At 68.1% G+C, this 19,878-nt stretch carries 12 protein-coding genes; 4 read left to right on the forward strand and 8 right to left on the reverse strand.

Going from position 1 to position 19,878, the window contains the following annotated elements; translation table 11 throughout:
- Nucleotides 1-59: 59 nt before the first annotated feature.
- Nucleotides 60-1,043, reverse strand: a complete 984-nt coding sequence (locus tag ACSYHF_RS10330) for a LacI family DNA-binding transcriptional regulator (RefSeq protein WP_447576414.1) — start codon at nt 1,041-1,043, stop codon at nt 60-62.
- A gap of 157 nt (nt 1,044-1,200) precedes the next feature.
- Between ACSYHF_RS10330 and ptsP the strand changes: the two genes are divergently transcribed.
- The 4 genes from ptsP to ACSYHF_RS10350 all read left to right on the forward strand — a co-directional run bounded on the left by ptsP (nt 1,201) and on the right by ACSYHF_RS10350 (nt 7,728).
- Nucleotides 1,201-3,714 (forward strand): phosphoenolpyruvate--protein phosphotransferase, encoded by a 2,514-nt coding sequence (gene ptsP / locus ACSYHF_RS10335; RefSeq protein ID WP_447576415.1) that lies wholly within the window; start codon nt 1,201-1,203, stop codon nt 3,712-3,714.
- On the forward strand, nt 3,711-4,667 hold the full coding sequence (locus ACSYHF_RS10340) for a 1-phosphofructokinase family hexose kinase (RefSeq protein ID WP_447576416.1): 957 nt from the start codon (nt 3,711-3,713) through the stop codon (nt 4,665-4,667). The genes ptsP and ACSYHF_RS10340 overlap by 4 nt, the downstream gene beginning before the upstream one ends.
- An 86-nt stretch (nt 4,668-4,753) precedes the next feature.
- On the forward strand, nt 4,754-6,460 hold the full coding sequence (locus tag ACSYHF_RS10345; protein WP_065186397.1) for a PTS fructose transporter subunit IIC: 1,707 nt from the start codon (nt 4,754-4,756) through the stop codon (nt 6,458-6,460).
- Nucleotides 6,461-6,474: 14 nt separating this feature from the next.
- On the forward strand, nt 6,475-7,728 hold the full coding sequence (locus tag ACSYHF_RS10350; RefSeq protein ID WP_329845287.1) for a carbohydrate porin: 1,254 nt from the start codon (nt 6,475-6,477) through the stop codon (nt 7,726-7,728).
- Nucleotides 7,729-7,817: 89 nt separating this feature from the next.
- Here ACSYHF_RS10350 and ACSYHF_RS10355 read toward each other — a convergent pair whose 3' ends face one another.
- From ACSYHF_RS10355 to ACSYHF_RS10385, 7 genes are read right to left on the reverse strand one after another with little or no spacing between them, the layout of a single operon-like run.
- Nucleotides 7,818-8,663, reverse strand: coding sequence for an aldose epimerase family protein (locus tag ACSYHF_RS10355; protein ID WP_447576417.1), 846 nt, complete (start codon nt 8,661-8,663; stop codon nt 7,818-7,820).
- Nucleotides 8,653-9,690, reverse strand: coding sequence for a glycoside hydrolase family 43 protein (locus ACSYHF_RS10360; protein WP_204325504.1), 1,038 nt, complete (start codon nt 9,688-9,690; stop codon nt 8,653-8,655). Before ACSYHF_RS10360 ends, ACSYHF_RS10355 begins: the two co-directional genes overlap by 11 nt.
- A 16-nt stretch (nt 9,691-9,706) precedes the next feature.
- Nucleotides 9,707-11,191: an MFS transporter gene (locus ACSYHF_RS10365; RefSeq protein ID WP_447576418.1), complete on the reverse strand. Its 1,485-nt coding sequence runs from the start codon at nt 11,189-11,191 to the stop codon at nt 9,707-9,709.
- 59 nt (nt 11,192-11,250) lie between these two features.
- A complete protein-coding gene (locus ACSYHF_RS10370; protein ID WP_447575591.1) occupies nt 11,251-13,944 on the reverse strand; it encodes a glycoside hydrolase family 3 C-terminal domain-containing protein in 2,694 nt (897 codons plus the stop codon).
- Nucleotides 13,941-15,635 carry a glycoside hydrolase family 43 protein gene (locus ACSYHF_RS10375; protein WP_447575592.1) on the reverse strand — a complete coding sequence of 565 codons (1,695 nt, stop codon included), beginning with the start codon at nt 15,633-15,635 and terminating at the stop codon, nt 13,941-13,943. Before ACSYHF_RS10375 ends, ACSYHF_RS10370 begins: the two co-directional genes overlap by 4 nt.
- Nucleotides 15,636-15,688: 53 nt before the next feature.
- Nucleotides 15,689-17,641 carry a sialate O-acetylesterase gene (locus tag ACSYHF_RS10380; protein ID WP_447576436.1) on the reverse strand — a complete coding sequence of 651 codons (1,953 nt, stop codon included), beginning with the start codon at nt 17,639-17,641 and terminating at the stop codon, nt 15,689-15,691.
- 32 nt (nt 17,642-17,673) lie between these two features.
- On the reverse strand, nt 17,674-19,848 hold the full coding sequence (locus ACSYHF_RS10385; protein ID WP_447575593.1) for an alpha-glucuronidase family glycosyl hydrolase: 2,175 nt from the start codon (nt 19,846-19,848) through the stop codon (nt 17,674-17,676).
- Nucleotides 19,849-19,878 lie beyond the last annotated feature (30 nt).

Here is a 19,878-nt window from a genome sequence, read left to right on the forward strand (position 1 = left end):
AACACCCCAGTGCCAGCCTCATGGACTGCGACTGCTACTGCCGCAGACGCGGCGCCGGACTATCGCGCAGCCGTTGACCCTCTCACCACGCATCTTCCCGTCATCACCAGTCTGCGTACCGGCAGCTCCGGCATGCGCAGGCGCTCCAGCAACAACGCCATCGCAGCTCGCCCCATCTCTTCAACCGGCTGCTCGACCACGGTAATACCCGGTTCGACCAGCTCGGTCCATCGCTCGTTGTCGAAGCCTGCCAGCGCCAGCTCTCCTGGAATCGCAAGCCCAGCGCTGCGGGCCGCTTTCAATGCGCCCATGAGCAGCAGGCTGTTGCTGGCGACCAGCGCATCGGGACGCGAAGGACTGGTCAACCACTGCTCGACCGTTGCGATGGCGGCCTCGGCCGTGGGCTCTACCTCGCGGTAGTCCGGTTCCAGCCCGTGCCTGCGCATTGCAGCGATATAGCCGTCGCGGCGTTCGGCCGCGGTGGTACTGGTGCTGCCGAACAGGCCACCGATGCGGCAATAGCCGCGCTCGGCCAGGTGTTCGACCAGGCCCGCCATCGCCGCTGCGTTGTCGAGGACCACGCTGTCGATCGAGCCACCGGGTGCGGCACGATCGACCAGTACCGTCGGGTAATCCAGCGTGAGCCGGTCCAGCCGCCCCACCGTGGTCCGGGTGGGCGCAAAAATCAGCCCACTGATGCGTTCCTCATGCATCAACTGCAGATACAGCGCCTCGCGCTCGGGGTCCTCATCGGTGTTGCAGAGGGTGACGCGAAGGCCTTCCCGGTACGCGACTTCCTCCACGGCGCGGATCAGCGCGGTAAAGAACGGGTTGCGGATATCGGCCACGATCAGGCCGATGATGCCGGTATGCCGGGCGCGCAGGCGTCTTGCCTGCAGGTTGGGGTGATATCCGGTCTGGCGGATCGCCGCCTCCACCCGGCCGCGCACCGCCTCGCTGACCGGGCCGCCGCCGAGCACCCGAGACACCGTGGACTTGGATACCCCCGCCACGCGTGCGACGTCATTGATGCTGATGCTCACTGGTATCGTTCCCGGAATCGAGCGCTTTTCTGGGCCGGACGGCCGTCCAGGACCATGTTAACGCCAAAGGACTATTGGATTTTTGTGCACTGCACATTGAAATGGCGAGTGGGAACGTTCCCAATACATCTCAGCCACCCCTTCCGCGGAGCCCCCTTTGTCGCCCCAGACCTCCCCTTCCCCGGCCAGCCGGGAACTGATCCGCCTGGATGCGCGGGCGCAGGACAAGACCGATGCCATTGCGCAGGTCGCCCAGATGCTGGTCGCGTCCGGCTGCGTGGCGCCGGGTTACGAAGCCAGCATGGGGCGGCGCGAAACGCTGGCGAACACCTTCCTTGGACACGGCGTAGCAATCCCGCACGGGCTTGGCGAGGACCGCCATCTGGTGCACCGCGATGGCATCGCCGTGCTGCAGTTGCCGCAAGGCGTGGAATGGAACCCGGGACAGATCACCCGTCTGGTGGTCGGCATCGCTGCCCAGTCGGATACCCACATCACGGTGCTGCGCCGCTTGACCCGGCTGATCCAGGACGAGTCCACGCTGCAGCGGCTGTTCACCACCACCGAGGCGGGCGAGATCGTGAACGCGCTGGCCGGCGATGTTGCGATTGCCGCCACCCACGCGCCAGCGGTGGATCTGGCCGAGCGCTTCGAATGGACCATCGCCTACCCCAACGGACTGCACGCCCGTCCTGCCACGCGCTGGGCCGAGACGGCGCGCGGCTTCGCAGCCCGCGCGCAGGTCCGCGTGGGCGATCAGGCGGCCGATGCCAAGAGTCTGGTAGCGCTGCTTCAGCTCGGGTTGCGTGAGGGCGATGCCGTGCGTGTTTCTGCCGAGGGCGCCGATGCCCCCGCGCTGCTGGCTGCGCTGCGCAAGGTCATGGATGGATTGGTCGCACAGGAAAGGGCTGATGCCGAGCGTGCAGCCCAGCGCAAGGCAGCAGCCCCTGTCGCCGGGTGGAAACCGCCCGAAGCGCAGGCGACGATCATTGGCATCGGCGCCAGCCCCGGATTGGCGATCGGCCCGGTGCATGTGCTGGCCAGCACGCAGGCGGAAGTCACCGACCGTCCTGCCCCGCTTGGCGAGGGCGGCGCACGCCTGCAGGATGCACTCGGCCGCACCCGCCAGCAGCTGGCCGCCCTGCAGGACGACACCCAGCGCCGCCTTGGCGCTTCGGATGCGGCGATCTTCAAGGCGCAGGCCGCGCTGCTCGACGACACCGACCTGATCACCCGCACCTGCCAGCTGATGGTCGAAGGCCATGGTGTGGCGTGGTCATGGCACCAGGCCATCGAGCAGATCGCCTCCGGGCTGGCGGCGCTGGGCAATCCGGTGCTGGCCGGGCGCGCGGCGGACCTGCGTGATGTCGGCCGACGCGTGCTGGCGCAGCTTGACCCTTCTGCTGAAGGTGGTGGCCTTGCGGATCTGCCGTCGCAACCGTGCATCCTGATCGCCACAGATCTGTCGCCTTCGGATACCGCCAATCTCGACACCGGTCGCGTGCTCGGCCTGGCCACCGCGCAGGGCGGGCCGACCTCGCACACCGCCATCCTCTCGCGCACGCTGGGCCTGCCGGCGCTGGTGGCCGGCGGCGCCGGGCTGTTGGCGATCCAGCCAGGCCGCGAAGCGATCCTGGACGGCAGCAGCGGACGGCTCTACCTGTCCCCCTCCGAAGCCGATCTCGCCTCGGCACGCGAATGGATCGCCGAACAGCAGCAGATCCGCGAGCGCGAAGCCGCGCAACGCGCGCAACCCGCCCAGACCCTCGACGGCCACCGCATCGACATCGGCGCCAACGTCAACCTGCCCGACCAGGTGCCACTGGCACTGGAACAGGGTGCGGAAGGCGTCGGCCTGATGCGCACCGAGTTCCTGTTCCTCGAACGTGGCAGTACGCCCAGCGAGGAGGAGCAGTACACCACCTACCTGGCGATGGCCAAGGCACTCAACGGCCGCCCGCTGATCGTGCGCGCGCTCGACATCGGCGGCGACAAGCAGGTGGCGCACCTGGAACTGCCACGCGAGGAGAACCCGTTCCTCGGCGTGCGCGGCGCGCGCCTGCTGCTGCGCCGCCCTGACCTGCTGGAGCCGCAACTGCGTGCGCTGTATCGCGCCGCCAAGGACGGTGCACGCCTGTCCATCATGTTCCCGATGATCACGTCGGTGACCGAGCTGGTCGCACTGCGCGCCATCTGTGAGCGCCTGCGTGCCGAGCTGGAGGCGCCGGTGGTGCCGATCGGCATCATGATCGAAGTGCCGGCTGCCGCCGCTCAGAGCGACGTACTGGCGCGCCATGCCGACTTCTTCTCGATCGGCACCAATGATCTGACCCAGTACGTGCTGGCGATCGACCGCCAGAACCCGGAACTCGCCGCCGAGGCCGACAGCCTGCATCCGGCGGTGCTGCGCGCGGTCCGCGCCACGGTTGAAGGCGCACGGCTGCATGGGCGCTGGGTCGGCGTCTGTGGCGGCCTGGCCGGCGATCCCTTCGGCGCCATGTTGCTGGCTGGCCTGGGCGTGGACGAACTGTCGATGACTCCGAACGACATCCCGGCGGTGAAGGCGCGCCTGCGTGGCACCGCGATGACCGAACTGCAAGCGCTGGCGAGCACCGCACTGGGGTGCGAAACCGCCGAGCAGGTGCGCGGCCTCGATGGAGCGCGCGCATGACCGCCCGCGCCGTCACCGTGACCCTGAACCCGGCCATCGACCAGACCGTGCGCCTGGCCCGCCTGCAGCCAGGCCGCGTGCATCGCGCCGGCAGCTCCCGCGACGACGCAGGCGGCAAGGGCATCAACGTGGCGGCCTGCCTGGCCGACTGGGGCGTGCCGATCACCGCGCTGGGCGTGCTGGGCGACGGCAACGACGGCGTGTTCCGCACGCTGTTCCGTGAGCGGGGCATCATTGACGGCTGCCTGCGCGTTCCGGGCCATACCCGCACCAACATCAAGCTGGTCGAAGAGGCCAACGGCGAAACGACGGACATCAACCTGCCAGGCCTGGCCGTGGACGCTGCCGATCTGGACGCGGTGTCGCGCCAGCTCGGCGCCCTGCTCGCGCCCGGCCTGCCGGTCGTGCTGTCCGGCAGCCTGCCGCACGGACTACCGGCCGATGCATGGGCGCGGTTGCAGGGGCAGGCCGGAACGGCCGGTGCGCGCGTGCTGCTGGACACCAGCGGCGATGCGCTTGCAGCTGCGCTGGACGGCGCGCGGGGCGCGCTGCCCTACGCCATCAAGCCCAACCGCCACGAACTGGAGGCCTGGACCGGCACGTCGCTGCCGGATCGCAGCGCACTGCGCGCTGCAGGCCAGGCCTTGGTCGAACGCGGTGTCGCACTCGTTGCCATCTCCATGGGGACCGACGGCGCGCTGTTCATTGATCGCGCCGGCGCCCTGGTCGCGCGACCGCCGCGTCTGGCCCAGGGCAGCACGGTGGGCGCCGGTGATGCCATGGTCGCCGGCATCGCCGCCGCGCTGTTGGAGCGCTCCCTCGACCTGGCCGCCTGTGCACGACTGGCCACGGCGTTCTCGATGAGCCGGCTGGATAGCGGAGACGCGCGGCGGCTCGATCCGGCGCAGGTGCGCGCCGGGGCCGGCGATGTACTGATCGAGCGGTTGGATTGAAACACCTGCCGGAGGAGCAGCGGTTGGCTTCGGGCCACCCGCGATGCCTCCGGCAAGGACGAACCCGAAGCATTCCAGGAGTTCCCATGCACGCTTCCACCGTAGTCATCGCCGCTGGCGAACGCAGCATCGAGGCGGTACTTGCCGCCGAGGCTCTGCGTCGCGCGGCCCGCCAGCGCGGGCTTGAGCTGATGATCGAAATCCGCAGCGACCAGGGCGTGACCGGCGCGCTGCCCGCCTCGGACGCCGCCTCCGCGACCCAACTGCTGCTGGTGGGCGATGGCGAGGCAGACATCGCACGCTTCGGCAATGCCCGGATCGTGCATGCCAGCCTGGGCGAGGTATTGGACGATCCGGTCGCCGCGCTTGCACCGCTCGCAGCCGCGCCGGCCAGTGTCCCCGCCACCGGGGCTGGCAAGCGCATCGTTGCCGTCACCTCCTGCCCCACCGGCATCGCTCACACCTTCATGGCGGCAGAAGGCCTGCAACAGGCTGCCAAAGCGCTGGGCCATGCGATCCGGGTGGAAACACAGGGCTCGGTCGGCGCGCAGGATGCGTTGAGCGATGCGGAAATCGCCGCTGCCGATGTGGTGCTGATCGCCGCCGACCGCGAAGTCGATCTGGCGCGTTTCGCTGGCAAGCGCCTGTTCAAGAGTGGTACCAAGCCGGCGATCAATGACGGCCAGAACCTGATCCGCAAGGCGCTGGCCGAGGTCGGCGTGCACGCGGGGACAGCGGCTTCGGGCCGTACCGCAGAAAAGAACAAGAGCACCGGCCCTTACAAGCACCTGATGACCGGGGTGTCGTTCATGCTGCCTTTCGTGACAGCCGGCGGCCTGTTGATCGCCCTGGCGTTCGCGCTCGGCGGCATCTATGCCTTCGACGATGCCCACAAGGGAACGCTGGCCTGGTCGCTGTTCCAGATCGGCGCCAAGTCCGGTTTCATGCTGATGGTGCCGGCGCTTGCCGGCTACATCGCCTACTCCATCGCCGACCGCCCCGGCATCGCGCCCGGCATGATCGGCGGGCTGGTTGCGGTCAACATGGACGCAGGTTTCATCGGCGGCATCCTGGCGGGCTTCATCGCCGGCTATGGCGTGCACTGGATCAACCGTGCGCTGCGCCTGCCGCGCAGCCTGGAAGGCCTCAAGCCGGTGCTGATCCTGCCGGTGCTGGGCACGCTGCTGGTCGGCCTGCTGATGATGTACGTGATCGGCACGCCGGTGGCCGCACTGCTGGCCTGGCTGACCGACTGGCTGCGCGGCATGGAGGGCAGCAGCGCGATCCTGCTCGGTTTGCTGCTGGGCGGCATGATGGCCGTTGACATGGGTGGACCGGTCAACAAGGCGTCCTACGCCTTCTCCACCGCCCTGATTTCCAGCCAGGTCTACACGCCGATGGCGGCGACCATGATCGGCGGCATGACGCCACCGCTGGGCATCGCGCTGGCGACGTGGTTGTTCAGCAACCGCTTCACTGCCGAGGAGCGCGGCACTGCCGGTGCCGCCGGCGTGCTCGGCCTGAGCTTCGTGACCGAGGGGGCTATTCCCTACGCGGCACGCGATCCGCTGCGCACCATTCCTGCGCTGATCCTCGGCTCGGCCGTGGCCGGTGCGATCTCGATGGCCGCAGGCGTCGAGTTGAAGGTGCCGCACGGCGGTGTGTTCGTGCTGCCGATCCCGAACGCGGTCACCCATCTTGGTGTCTACCTGCTGGCGCTGTTGGCCGGCGTGGCGGTCACCGCGATTGCACTGCGCATCCTCAAGAAGCCGGTCACGGCCCCCACCCTGTAAAAGGAACCCCGCCCATGACCTGCGCTTCCTGCCGCCTGGTGCCGGTAGCGATCCTGCTGACCCTGCCCTCACTGACCGTAGCTGCCAACGCGAGTGATGTCCTCACTCCCAAACTGGCTTACACCGGCGAGGCGGCCGCCACGCTCGATGGTGGCAAGCGCAGCGGCACCGCTTACGCCGGCCAGCTGATGTTCGGCGCCGATGTTGACCTCGACGCTGCGTTCGGCTGGCGGGGGGCCACGATCAAGGCCTATGGCATCAATCGCCACGGCACCAACCTCGCCAACAGCAGCACCGGCAACAGCACCTCGGTGCAGGAAATCTACGGCGGCCAGGGGACCCGCCTGGCCAACCTGACCCTGGAACAGAAGCTGTTCAACGACCGGCTGGTGCTGGAGGCCGGCCGCAGCGTCGCCAACATCCACCACCTCGGGTCGGAGCTGTGCCAGTACTTCCAGGGCAACTCGGCGTGCGGCAACCCGACCTACGTTTTCCGCACCAGCAACTTCACCTGGTGGCCGGTGTCGAGCTGGATGGCCGACGCCACGGCCTGGGTGACGCCCGATGTCTATGTCCGCATCGGTGCCTACCAGGTCGATCCCAGCCAGGCCGAGGATGGCCAGCATGGCCTGAAGTGGAATACGAACCAGGCCACCGGGTGGATCGTGCCCTACACGATCGGCTGGCGCAGCCCGGCTTCGGCACGACTGAAAGCCCGCTACGAACTCGGTGGCTGGCAGGACAACTCGACCTATCGCGATCCGCTGCGCGATGCCAACGGCATTCCCGCGCTGCTCAGTGGCCAGGAGTACGCCGCACGCCACGGTCGCTCCGGTGCGTTCGCGCGCTTCGAGCAGCAGCTTACCGGCGATGGCAATGGTCGCGGCCTGACCCTTTTCGGCGCCGCGCTCAAGGGTACCTCCGGACAGCTGATCGAGGATCACTTCCTGCAGGCCGGGCTTGTGCAGAAAGGCACGTTCGCCCGCCGGCCGCAGGACAGCATCGGCTTCGTCGTCACCCGGCAGAAGTACAGCGGCATCGCGCTGGAGAACCTCCGCCTGGCCCGCGCTGCCGCCGGCGGCAGCGGCACCCCGCACGGAAGCCAGGTGATGATGGAGCTGAGCTATGGCATCCAGCTCACCCCGCAGCTCAGGATTGCACCGAACCTGCACTACATCGTGCATCCGGACCCGTTCAACGAACCTGCGCGCCAGCGGGACCTGCCGAATGCACTGATCGCGGGCATGCGGGTTGACTGGAACCTGTAGCAGATCGCGCGTGTCGGTCAGGCGCAGCCCGTGTCAGGCACCAGGGTCCACACCCGCTCCGGGCGGCGTACCGACACTCCGGCCCGGCTTCAGCTGCTGTCCGCCACCCACGCCAGTTCGAACGTCAACGCGAGGCGCTGGCCAGGCTCCAGCCGGTGCGGCGCCAGCGTGAAGCCGTCCGGCGGGCCACTCTGCGGTTCGACACAGGTGGCGTGCGGCGCAGCGTCGTAGACCACCCAGTGGTCGTGGTCCGACCTCAGCCGCAGGCGTTGGCCTTCGCGTACCAGCGTGATGTCACCGTCGGCAACGAAGCAGTCATCCCAGGGGCCGGTGGTGGGCTCCACGTGGGGCAGCGTGGCAATACCTTCCCTGTCCCGCGGATACATCGAGCGAGGATTGAACAGCAACCGGTCCGGCTTCCGGAACCAGGGGTGCCAGCCCAGCACCGCCGGCATCGCCTGCCCGCCCGCCTGGACCGAGAGGCGCAGCTGCAGGCTGTGAGGGTGCAGGCTCACTTCCTGGAGGGCGACGCCACCGAAGGGCCAGTACCTGTCGCGTGGCAGCGCCAGCGACAGCGTGGCCGTGGCTGTCTCCATGCGCTCGACCTGCCAGGGCCGCGTGAAGCCCACGCCATGGATGGCATGCCCGCCGAAATTGAGCGGCAGCGCATGCGGCGCGCCGTCGAAGCGGAACTGTCCCTGGCGGATACGCCCGGCCCACGGCACCATCGGGTAACACCCCCATGCGATCGCGGCCGGCCCGGCATCCTGCGCGTCCACCAACCATTCCACGCCTCTGTAACGTAGGTGCGCGATGCGCCCGCCCGCCCCTGCGGCGAGCGCAACCTCCAGTTCGCCGCACCTCAGCCAATGCAGCTCACCGGCCGCCAGCGGGGCCAGCGCATCATCCCTCGGCAACATGCGCTCAGGCCCCATAGGGATTGATCGTTCGGATGCGTCCGTCCGGCTCCATGTGCAGCGGCGTGCACTTGGCCGAGCGCAGGTGGGTGATGCCGCCGGACATCAGCGCATCGTGATAGAACAGGTACCACTGTCCCTGGAACTGGCAGATGGAGTGGTGGGTGGTCCAACCGACCACGGGGGTGAGGATCACGCCAGCATAGGTGAACGGCCCGTACGGGCTGTCTCCCACGGCGTAGCACAGCTGGTGGGTGTTGCCAGTGGAGTACGACAGGTAGTAGCGACCCTGGTACCTGTGCAGCCACGGGCCTTCGAAGAAGCGGCGCGCGTGGTCGTCCGCACGCAGCGGCTGGCCATGCTCATCCAGGATCTGCACTTCGCGGGTAGGCTCGGCCAGCTCGGTCATGCCGGCATCCAGGCGGCCCACGCGCGGCCCCAGGGCCGGCGCGCTGCCCTCGGGTTCCTCGTGCGCTTCGCTGTACTGGTTGTCACGATACTTCTGCAGCTGCCCGCCCCAGATGCCGCCGAAGTACAGGTAGTGGCTGCCATCGTCGTCCTCGAACACGGCCGGGTCGATCGAGTACGCGCCCTTGATCGGCTCCGGCTGGGGCACGAATGGGCCCTCCGGTCGCGCACCGATTGCCACGCCGATGCGGAACCGGCCCTCGGCGTCCTTGGCCGGGAAGTAGAGGTAGTAGCGGCCATCGCGGCAGGCAGCGTCTGGGGCCCACATCTGTTTCCGCGCCCAGGGCACGTCGCGCACGTGCAACGCCATGCCGCAATCGACGGCAGTGCCGTTGGGCGTATCCATCTTCAGCACATGGTAATCCTGCATGCCGAAATGGCCGCCTTCATCATCGAAGGGCTGGCCACCGTCGATGTCGTGCGACGGATAGATGTACAGGCGTCCCTCGAACACGTGTGCCGAAGGGTCGGCGGTGTAGATGTGGGTCACCAGCGGTTGCGAAATGGCGTGTGCGCTGAGCTGCGCAAGACGGGCTTCGCTGGCCTGGCCGTCTTCACCGGCAGAGAGGTCGATCATGGTTGTCATCTTGGCGTTACGCGGAGGCGTCGGCGGAACGGCGACGCAGGTGGAGATCCTGCTCGATGCGCGTTTCCGCGCGCTTGTCGATCCGGTAGAAGAACAGCAGCGCCACGGCGAGCAGGAACGGAAGGGAGCAGTAGACGCTTACGGTCAAGCGGATGCCCTGCACCACGGCCTCAGGCTGCTGCACCAGGCCTGCCTGGTAGCCGTAGTGGGCAAGGATCGCGGCGACCAGTGCGCCGCCCACGCTGAGGCCGATCTTCAGGCCACACAGCATCGCCGAGAAGATGATCGCAGTGGCTCGGCGATGGTTCTTCCACTCCGAGTAGTCCGCGACGTCGGCGATCATCGCCCACAGCAACGGGATGGTGATGCCATAGCAGAAGCCATGCAGCATGAAGGCTGCGAACGCCACCGCCACCGCCGTGGGTGGGAACAGGTAGAAGGCCAGCAGGAACAGGGTCGAAACAAACAAGGCGCCACCGAAGACATCGCGCTTGCCGAAGCGATCCGCCAGCCGCCGTGATACACCAATACCCAGGATCATGCAGAGGATGCCGCACGCGTTGAACAGGCTGAACGCCGAGGTGGCCGCGTCCTTCGGCCAGGTGAACGCCGCGAAACCGGCGCTGGCGAGGGCGCCATTCAATGCACTGATCAGGCCATTGAAGCCTGAGTTTTCCAGGAAGCTGGCCAGCGCCGCTTCGCTCATGTAGTACTGGAAGTAATAGATGTAGGTGCCGCCTTTCAACGCCAGGTTGATGAACACCAGCACGGTCAGCGCCAGCATCACCTGCCACGGGCGGTTGTGCAGCAGGTCCGACAGGTCCTGCACTATGCCGCCGGTCTGCTCGCGCGTCGGCACGATGCGTTCGCGGGTGGTGGCGAAGGTGATCAGGAAGAACACTGTTCCGATCAGTGCGAAGGCGGTCATGACCTGTTCGAAGCCGCGCACCCGGTCGCCGTCACCCAGAATCAGCACCAGCGGCATCAGCAGCACCTGGATGATGAACTGCGCGATCATCACGGCCACGAAGCGGTAAGCCGAAAGGCTGTTGCGCTGCGCCATGCTGCCGGTCAGTACGCCGCTCAGCGCCGAGTACGGCAGGTTGTTCGCGGCGTAAACGCAGACCAGCAGCGCGTAGGTGCCCAGTGCATAGATCACCTTTCCGCGCTCGCCCAGGTCCGGGGTGCTGAACGCCAGCAGGGACAGTACGCCAAAGGGGATGGCCGTCCACAGGATCCACGGGCGGAAGCGGCCCCAACGGGTGGACGTTCGGTCAGCCGCGATGCCGATCAACGGCGTGAACACGAACGCACCCAGCAGGCCGACCACAAAGATGATCGTGGCCGCGGTCGCCGCTGGCAGGCGGTAGACGTCGGTGTAGAAGAATGCCAGGTAGGTGATCAGGGTCTGGAAGATCAGGTTGGCAGCGAGATCGCCCAGGCTGTAGCCGAGCTTCTCGCGTACCGACAGCGCGTGTTCAGTGCTTGCCATGCAGCGGACGTCCTGGAAAAGGGATCTGGTCGAAGGGGAATCGATGCCGACGAGGGCGATCAGTCATGCGCGGGCACCACGGTGAACCTGCCCTGCGCACGAATATCGGCACTGGACGCCCCTACCCTGACCTCGTAGGCACCGGGCTGCACCGCGTACGCCGCACGCGCTTGGTCATAGTGGCGCAGGGCCTGCGCTGCCTCCAGGGTGAACGTCACCGTGCGGCGTTCGCCCGGAGCCAGATGGACCCGCTGGAAGCCGCGCAGTTCCTGCACGGCCTCACCGCCACCGGCGTGTTCGCGCCGCACGTACAGCTGTACCACTTCGTCACCGCTGCGCGTGCCTGCGTTGGCCACATCCACCGCCACGCCCAGGCGGCCATCGGCGCCGATCGTGTCCGCATCGAGGCGGAGCGCTCCATAATCGAAGCGCGTGTACGAGAGCCCGTGACCAAACGGGTACAGCGGCGTGCCGCGGAAGTAGCGGTAGGTACGGCCCTCCATGGCGTAGTCGTCGAATGCCGGCATCGCTTCGCCGGCCTTGTAGAACGTGACCGGCAAACGGCCGGCGGGATTGACGTCGCCGAACAGCGCCTGGCCGACGGCCGTGCCGCCGCGCTGCCCGGGGTACCAGCTCATCAGGATCGCCGGCAGATGCGCCTGCGCCCAGTCCACGGCGATGGCCGAGCCGCCGGTGAGTACCATCACCACCGGCTTGCCGGTAGCGTGCAGGGCCTCCAGCAGGGTGCGCTGCGGCGCGGGCAACCGCAGGTCGGTGCGGTCGCCACCGGCAAAGCCCGGATAGTTGACCGTCATCTCCTCGCCTTCGACATCGCCGGTAAGGCCACCGACGAACACCACCACGTCGGCATCGCGTGCGGCATCGAGCGCTTCATCGAACGGCGCCTTGGCGCCGGGCATGCGCCACCCCAGGCGCACGCCGGCATCGCGCTGGTCGTCGTAGTATTCCAGTTTCAGGTCATAGGCACGCCCCGCCTGCAGGTCGAGTTCGACACCCTCGGCATGCAGGCGATCCGTGTTCATCCAGTGATCGATCACACGCTTGCCGTCAAGGTACAGGCGGTAGCCATCATCGCCGGCCACCTCCAGCCGGTAGCGACCGGACACGGGGGGCAGCAGCTGGCCGCTCCAGCGGATGCTGAAGCGGTCGTTGGGAATCCCCTGCCCCGGTGCCGCTTCGCCGCGTGCCAGCAGGTTGTCGGTCGGCGAGCCCCGGTCCCAGCGGAAGCCGATCTGCGCGTCGGTCCGCACCAGGGCCGGAGTGCCAGACGGGTCGGGCGTGCGGAAGTACTCGCCGCGCAGGCCGCGCTCGGGCGAGTCCGCCGAGGGCCGCAGGAAGGTCGGCTCGATCAACGGCGTTGCACCGGGATCGTCGCGCCCTTCCACCAGGTCCACGCCACGCGCATACCGCACCTCAGCGCCCTTGGCCGCCTCGCGTATGCCCTGCAGGATCGTGACCGGCGCGGCCGGTGTGCCGAAGTAGTTGCCGAGCAGCGCCATGGTGTCGTCGGCGGTGGGTCCAACCACGGCAATGCGCTTGGTGTCGCGCGACAGCGGCAGGATGCCATCGTTCTTCAGCAGCACCAGCGATGCCTGCGCGGCCTTCAGGGCAAGCGCATCATGGGCCGGCGCCTGGTTCGCCGAGGCCGGAATGCGCGCCCAGCGCACCCGCTCCGGCGGATCGAACATGCCCAGGCGCATCCGTGCGGTGAACAGGCGGGTCACCGCATCGTCGATCTCCGCTTCGCTGATCAGCCCCTGGCGCACTGCCGCAGGCAGCGTTGCGTACTCCTGGCCGCATTCCAGCTCCGTGCCGTTCCTGACCGCCAGCGCCGCGGCGGCTTCGCGCGTGCCGACGATACGGTGGTGCTTCCAGATGTCGACGATGGCCCAGCAGTCCGAGACCACGTAGCCCTTGAAGCCCCAGTCGCGTCGCAGCAGATCACGCAGCAGGAAGCGGCTGGCGCTGGCGGACTCGCCGTACACGCGGTTGTAGGCGCCCATGACCGCATCCACTTCGCCTTCCTTCACCAGCGCCTCGAACGCCGGCAGGTAGGTTTCGTAGAGGTCGCGCCGGCTGGGGCGTGCATCGAAGTGATGGCGGTCGGCCTCCGGCCCGCTGTGCACGGCCAGGTGCTTGGCGGTGGCGTCCAGCTTGCGGTAGACGGGGTCGTCGCCCTGCAGGCCGCGTACGAAGGCCACGCCCATGCGCGCGGTGAGGTAGGGATCCTCGCCGTAGGTCTCCTGTCCGCGACCCCAGCGCGGGTCGCGGAAGATGTTGACGTTCGGCGACCAGAAGGTCAGGCCCTGGTAACGGCCATGCGCGCCTTCGCGGAGGAACTGGTGGTGCTTTGCGCGGGCCTCGTCGCTGATGGTCGTGGCCACCTGCCCCATCAACGGTACATCGAAGGTCGCGGCCAGGCCGATTGCCTGCGGAAACACCGTGGCCTGCCCTGCCCGTGCCACGCCATGCAACCCCTCATTCCACCAATCGTAGGCGGGCACACCCAGCCGTTCGATTGCCGGCGCGGCATTCTGCATCTGTGCCGCCTTCTCTTCCACGGTCATCTGCGCGACGAGTGCGGCGGCCCGTTGCTCGAAGCTTGCCGAGACATCCAGCCAGGGCCGTGGCGCGGCCGCGGATGCGGCGGCCGCCACGCAGCTCAGGACGAACACGGTGGCCAGGCCGCGCCACGTAGGGCGGCGGGTCCTGGACGAAATCGACAGTCTCATTTGCTTCTCCCGGTGCGCTCGTCGCGCGCGAAGGGACCCAACAGTGCGCCCACGAAGCCGCCTGCCCGGTCCGTACTCAGAACGGTGCCGTCCACGTCGCCTGCGAGCAGTTGCCAGCCCTGCCCGTCGCCGATGTCGAACGAGAACGCGTAGTCGCCCTCGTTGCCGGCAATCTTCAGGCGCAGCGCTGCAGACGCCGGCACGTCATGGCTGGCCAGCGTCCGCGTGCTGCCCCCCCCGTCACGCGCTTCGAGGAAGAGCGAGAGGCGCCCCCCGCCAAGGTCACGAACGCCGAGGAAGTACCAGTACGCCTCGCTCTGGAACGCCGCCAGACCGGCGGCGACACCGGGGGCTGGCGGGGTCATCGCGGTGCTCGCCTCGAAGCGCAGGTGCTGCTGGCGCCGGCCGAGAAATGCCGGATTGCGCAACGTGTCCAGATCCTCGGCAAGCGGGTGCACGGCCAGCATGCCGGGGCGCTTGTGCAAGTCAGCCCAGGCATGCCTGGGCACGCGCACGCGCAGCCACTGGCGATCGAGCGCTGGGCCATCAAAATTGTCGCGCGCCACGAAATTGCCGGTCGACGGGGCCTGCGATGCCTCGCCCTGCATCCACGACGGCGCCTCGGCCACGTAGGGAATGGCCTGGTCGGTCGGCAGGATCTGCGGCCAGCCATCCTGCCATCGCACCGGCAACAGGTAGGTCTCGCGCCCGGTGTTGTAGTGGCGCTTCTGATAGTTGCGGCTGGCCAGGAACACCGCCCACCACGAGCCATCCGGGCCTTCGACCAGGTCGGCGTGGCCGGCATTGGTGATCGGAAGCGGACGGTCGTCCGGCAGCTCGCGCTGGGTCAGGATCGGATTGCCCGCATAGGCAACGTAGGGTCCCCACACCGCGCGGCTGCGCAGCACCACCTGCGAATGCTGCGGCCCGGTACCCCCTTCAGCGTCGGACAGGTAATACCAGCCCTCCCGCTTGTAGATGTGCGGTCCCTCGATCCAGATCGGATTCTTCGCTGGCTCCACGCCTCCATCAACCAGCACCCGGCGTGGCCCGACCGGCTTGAATGCCGCCAGATCGATCTGCTGCATCCAGATGGCGCGGTGCCCGTCGTAGCGCGGCGGACCGGGCGGTGCATCGTTGTTGATCAGGTACACCTTGCCGTCGTCGTCGAAAAACAGTGATGGATCGATGCCATCGATGCCGGGCAGCAAGTGCGGATCGGACCACGGCCCGGCCGGGTCGCGCGCAGTGGCAATGAAGTTGCCGCCGCTGTCGGTGGCTGTGGTCACCACGTAGAAGACCCCGTCGTGGTACTCGATTGTGGGGGCAAAGATGCCGCGCGAGACGCTCAGCCCGTCGAAGTCCAGCTGCGTGGGGCGGTCAATCACATTGCCGATCTGCTTCCAGTGCACCAGGTCAGCACTCTCGAACACCGGAATGCCCGGGAAGTAGGTGAAGCTGGAATTGACCAGATAGAACCGGCCGTTCGCGCGCACGATGCTGGGATCGGCATGGAAACCGGCCAGTACCGGATTGCGGTAGTGCCCGGCCGGCAGCGGCACTTCAAACGCCTGGTCATTGCCGCGGTACTCGAACCAGTCGAAGTACACCGGCGGAGCGTCCGGCGGCGCGCTGGCCCGGGCGGCTGCGGCCGACAGCAGGAACACTGCCGCCAGCAGCTGGCGCGCCATGGATCTCAGGCCGGCCCTGTCGCGGGCCACAGGGGACTGCGTAGACAACGTCATCATCGTCGGGCCTCGGCTTCGGCAATGGGAAGTTCGAACGGGCCGGCCGGCGCCCCGCTGCGATCGCGCAGCGTGCACACCGGGCCATCGGCCCAGCAGTAGCGGACATGCGTTGCGCGCGTCGACCGTGGGCCGCGCAGCAGGATCCGGCGCCCATCCAGTCCGGCGTCGCCGTAGTCGCAGCGGCCGGTATCACCCCTGGTCTCGCACAGTTCAAAGCCAATCGGTCGCAGTGCACCGGTTGCGGTGAGCGCGCCTTCGACATCCTCGAACGCGATGGCCACGCCCGCGGGCGTCCGCACGGCCGTGACCGCCCGCGGACCTGACGGTGCCAGATCCTGCTCGCCGTACACCACGTGGCGGGCCACGCGCGCCAGGCGGCGCCCGAGCTCCTGCTTGTTCGGCGGGTGGATGTCGTAGGCGTCGCCGATGTCGATGGCAATGGCGAGCCCGCTCCGCGCATCCTCGGCTGCGACGCGCCGCTGCGCCTCGCGCACCTGCGCCCAACCGCTGTCGGCGGGCGCGACCGGCGGCTGGCCATAGCTGGCCAGCTGCACGAGCAGCAGTGGTGTGCGTGCACCGAACTGACGCCGCCAATCGTCGCGCAGCGCACGCAACCGCGCCGCGTATGCCGCGCCATCACCGGTGTTCGATTCGCCCTGGTACCACAGCATGCCGCGCAGCCCGAAACCGCCGAGCGGTGCGATCATTCCGTTGTACAGCGTCGACAGCCCGGTGGCGGCCTGCCAAGGGGCAAATGGCGGCGCCTGCTGGCCTGGCGCCACCCGGTACTTCCACGGACCCTGCAGTGCCACCCGCTCACCGTCGTCGAACTGCAGGCCGTATGCCGTGGCGGGGCCGGCCAGGCCGCCTTCGCCGTAGGTGTCCAGCACGTTGACCGCAATGACGTTGGATCCTGCCTTCAGCAGGCCACGTGGCAACGGGTAGCGCCTCTTGCCGGCGCCGTACTGGCTGCCGACGGCGACCCCGTTCACCCAGGTCACGTCCACCTCGTCGGCCGATGCCAGCTCCAGGGTCGCGCCGCGTGCAGCCTGTTCAGCGCTCAGCATCACCTGCGTGCGATACCAGACCATGCCGTTGTAGTCGGCAAGCGCGGGCTCGTTCCAACGCTCCCATGCGCCCAGTGTGGCCGGTGCGCGCGACCATCCTCGGTCATCGGCATCCGCGCGCCATGGGGCGTCGCCGGGCAGCGTGCCGTCGCGTGTGGCCCACCAGTGCTGCCAGTAGCGGCCCCAGGCTGCGCGTGCCTCCAGCGGATCACGCGCAGACCGCGCGAGGATATCGAGGGCCTCATCCAGGCCGCCCTGCCCGCGCAGCGCACCAACGCTGGTCCAGGCCTCGATCCGCGAGCCACCCCACGCTGCCTCGATCAGCCCCATCGGCACGTCGACCGTGCGCTGCAGTTCGCGCGCGAAGTAGAAGCAGGTGGCGGAGAAATCGCGCACCGTATCAGGCGTTGCCGATGTCCAGGCAGTGCTGCCGTTGAAGCTCTCCCGTGCCTGCACGGCGGCGTGCTGCGGCACGGTGAACAGCCGGATCCGTGGCATCGTGGCTGCGGCGATCTCGCTGGCTGCGTTGAGCGAGCGCCACACCGGCAACTCCATGTTCGACTGGCCCGAGCACAGCCACACGTCGCCGACCAGCACGTCGCGCGCCATCTCCCGATGCGTTCCGGCGTTTACCTCCAGCGTGTAGGGACCGCCAGCGGCGACCGGGTACAGCGTCGCCTGCCAGCGGCCTGCGGCGTCCGCCCGGGTGCTTACCGCCTGCCCGGCAAACGTCACGGAAACCGGCTGCCCAGGGCCTGCGTGCCCCCAGACCACAATGGGCCGGTCACGCTGCAGGACGGCGTGATCGCTGAACAGCGGATGCAGCAATCCCGTCGTTTCCCGCGCCGCGGCCGGCATCGCCACCACTGCCACAGCCATCATCAACAGCGCACACCCGACCGCTCCGAACCTGCTCATCGGCCATCCCCCGGTGCGGACGGAAACTGCAAGGCCTGGTAGTACGACAACGGATGCGGCGGTGGCTGTTCGCCCGCGGGCAGCGGGCGGCCACTGAGCGACTGGAAGTACGCCACGCTGGCGTCACGCCACCATTGCGCTTCGTCGTGCTGGATCTGCAGGAACGCCGCGACGTGCCGATGCCGCTGCGGATCGATCCGGTCGCGCAGGCCGGCCCAGGTCGCCTGCATCGACTGCACCTGGCGCACGCCGCGCGAATAGCGCCCGACCAGTTCGTCCCAGAGCGTCCTCCCCGAGCGCATGCGGTGATCCCACGGCACATGATGGAACCACAGCAGCAGCGACTCGGGCACCCGCTCGGGGTCGCCATAGACCTCGGCGACCTGCGGGGCGTACTGGCCCACGGCGTTGCTTCCGCCGGCGCTGCGGTCAAAGCCGATGCCCTTGCTATCGGCTCGGTGGTAGTAGACCGACGTCCAGTCCGCACGCGGGCCGCCGTCCACCCAGGGGCCGGGGCCGTAGTGATGGCCGCGTGCCATGAGGTGATGCAGGCCCAGCGGCGTCATGTAATCCACTGCCGCCTCGCGCGAGTCCATCATCATCCGCACGATCGGGCCGGTCACCTGCGGGTCGGGCGAGAACGTCAACGCTGCCCAGTCTTCGGCAATCGCGCGCGCGGATTGCTGCGGGTTCCAGGCCAGCCGGCCGAAGGCGTACCAGTTGGCCTGGTCGAAGTGCGAGCCACTCCAGGTGCGGTCCACGCCGATGTTGGCGACGCCGGCAATACCGGTCAGTGCGTGGCCCTCCAGCGAGCCATCGATCACGCGGGCAACCGTGGAGCCCTCGCCGCGGGCATGGGTGTCGGCCTGCAGCACTTCCTCGTAGAGCGTTCCCAGGTAGATCAGGTGCGTCGCAAAACCCAGGTATTCCTTGGTGATCTGCAGTTCCATCATCAGCGGCGTGCGTGGCATCGCGCCGAACAGCGGATGGAACGGCTCGCGCGGCTGGAAGTCGATGGGGCCGTTCTTCACCTGCACGATCACGTTGGGGCGGAAGGCACCGTCCAGCCCGACAAACTCGCTGTACGCCTGCTTGGCGCGATCTTCGGGAACCTCGTGCGAATACACGAAGGCCCGCCACATCACCACGCCGTTGTAGGGCGCCAGCGCGTCGGCCAGCAGGTTGGCGCCGTCGGCATGGGAACGACCGTAATCCTGCGGGCCGGGTTGCCCCTCCGAGTTCGCCTTGACCAGGAAGCCGCCGAAATCCGGAATGCGCGCGTGGATCTCATCGACCTTGTCGCGCCACCAGCGCCGCACAGCCGGATCCAGGGGATCGGCCGTTGCCAGGCCGCCGAGCTCGATGGGCGCACTGAAGCGCGCGCTCAGGTAGACCCGGATGCCATAGGGGCGGAACAGGTCGGCCAGCGCTGCGGCCTTGGCCAGATAGGCCGGCGACAGGCTCATCGCACTGGCATTGACGTTGTTGAGGACGGTGCCGTTGATGCCGAGCGAGGCGTTGGCACGGGCGTAGTCGGTGTAGCGCGGGTCACGCCATTGCGGCAACGTCTGCCAGTCCCACAGCGAGCTGCCCGCATAGCCACGCTCGACGTAGCGGTCCAGGTTGTCCCAATGGTCGAGCACGCGCAGTGCGACCCGCGGCGACTCCCGCACGTCCAGGCCCTGCAGCGGCATGCCACGCTGCAACAGGCGCAGCAGGTGGAACATGCCATACAGCACGCCGACATCCCGGCGTGCCGCCACCAGCAGCACATCGCGCCCCCCGGTCCGGACCTGCCGGATCAGGAAGCCCTCGTCGCCCAACGTGGCGATCTCGTTGCCGAACGCGGCAACCAGCGCCGAAGACTGCGGCGTACCCAGCACCAGGGCATGGTCAGTAGTGATTGCCGTTCGCATTGGCGGGGCCGTTCCCAGCAATCCAGAAAGGCTGCGCGCAAGCTCGTCGCGGGTTGCGCGCTGCATCGGCGTGCCATCCGGGGCCACCACTTCGGCCAGCTGCCGCCGGTAGACGGCAGCGACCGTTGTGGCAACCGGCTGGTAGCGCATCCACAGCGCATAGCCATCCTCCGCCCGTGCTCCGCCAACACAGGCCAGCAGCACGAGCAGGGCGCACAGGCGCGTGCCGACAGCGCGCAACAACGGCGTTAACATGCGCCTTTGTAGACTACGTCCGGGCCCGGG

Source organism: Stenotrophomonas maltophilia group sp. P373 (assembly GCF_053295075.1).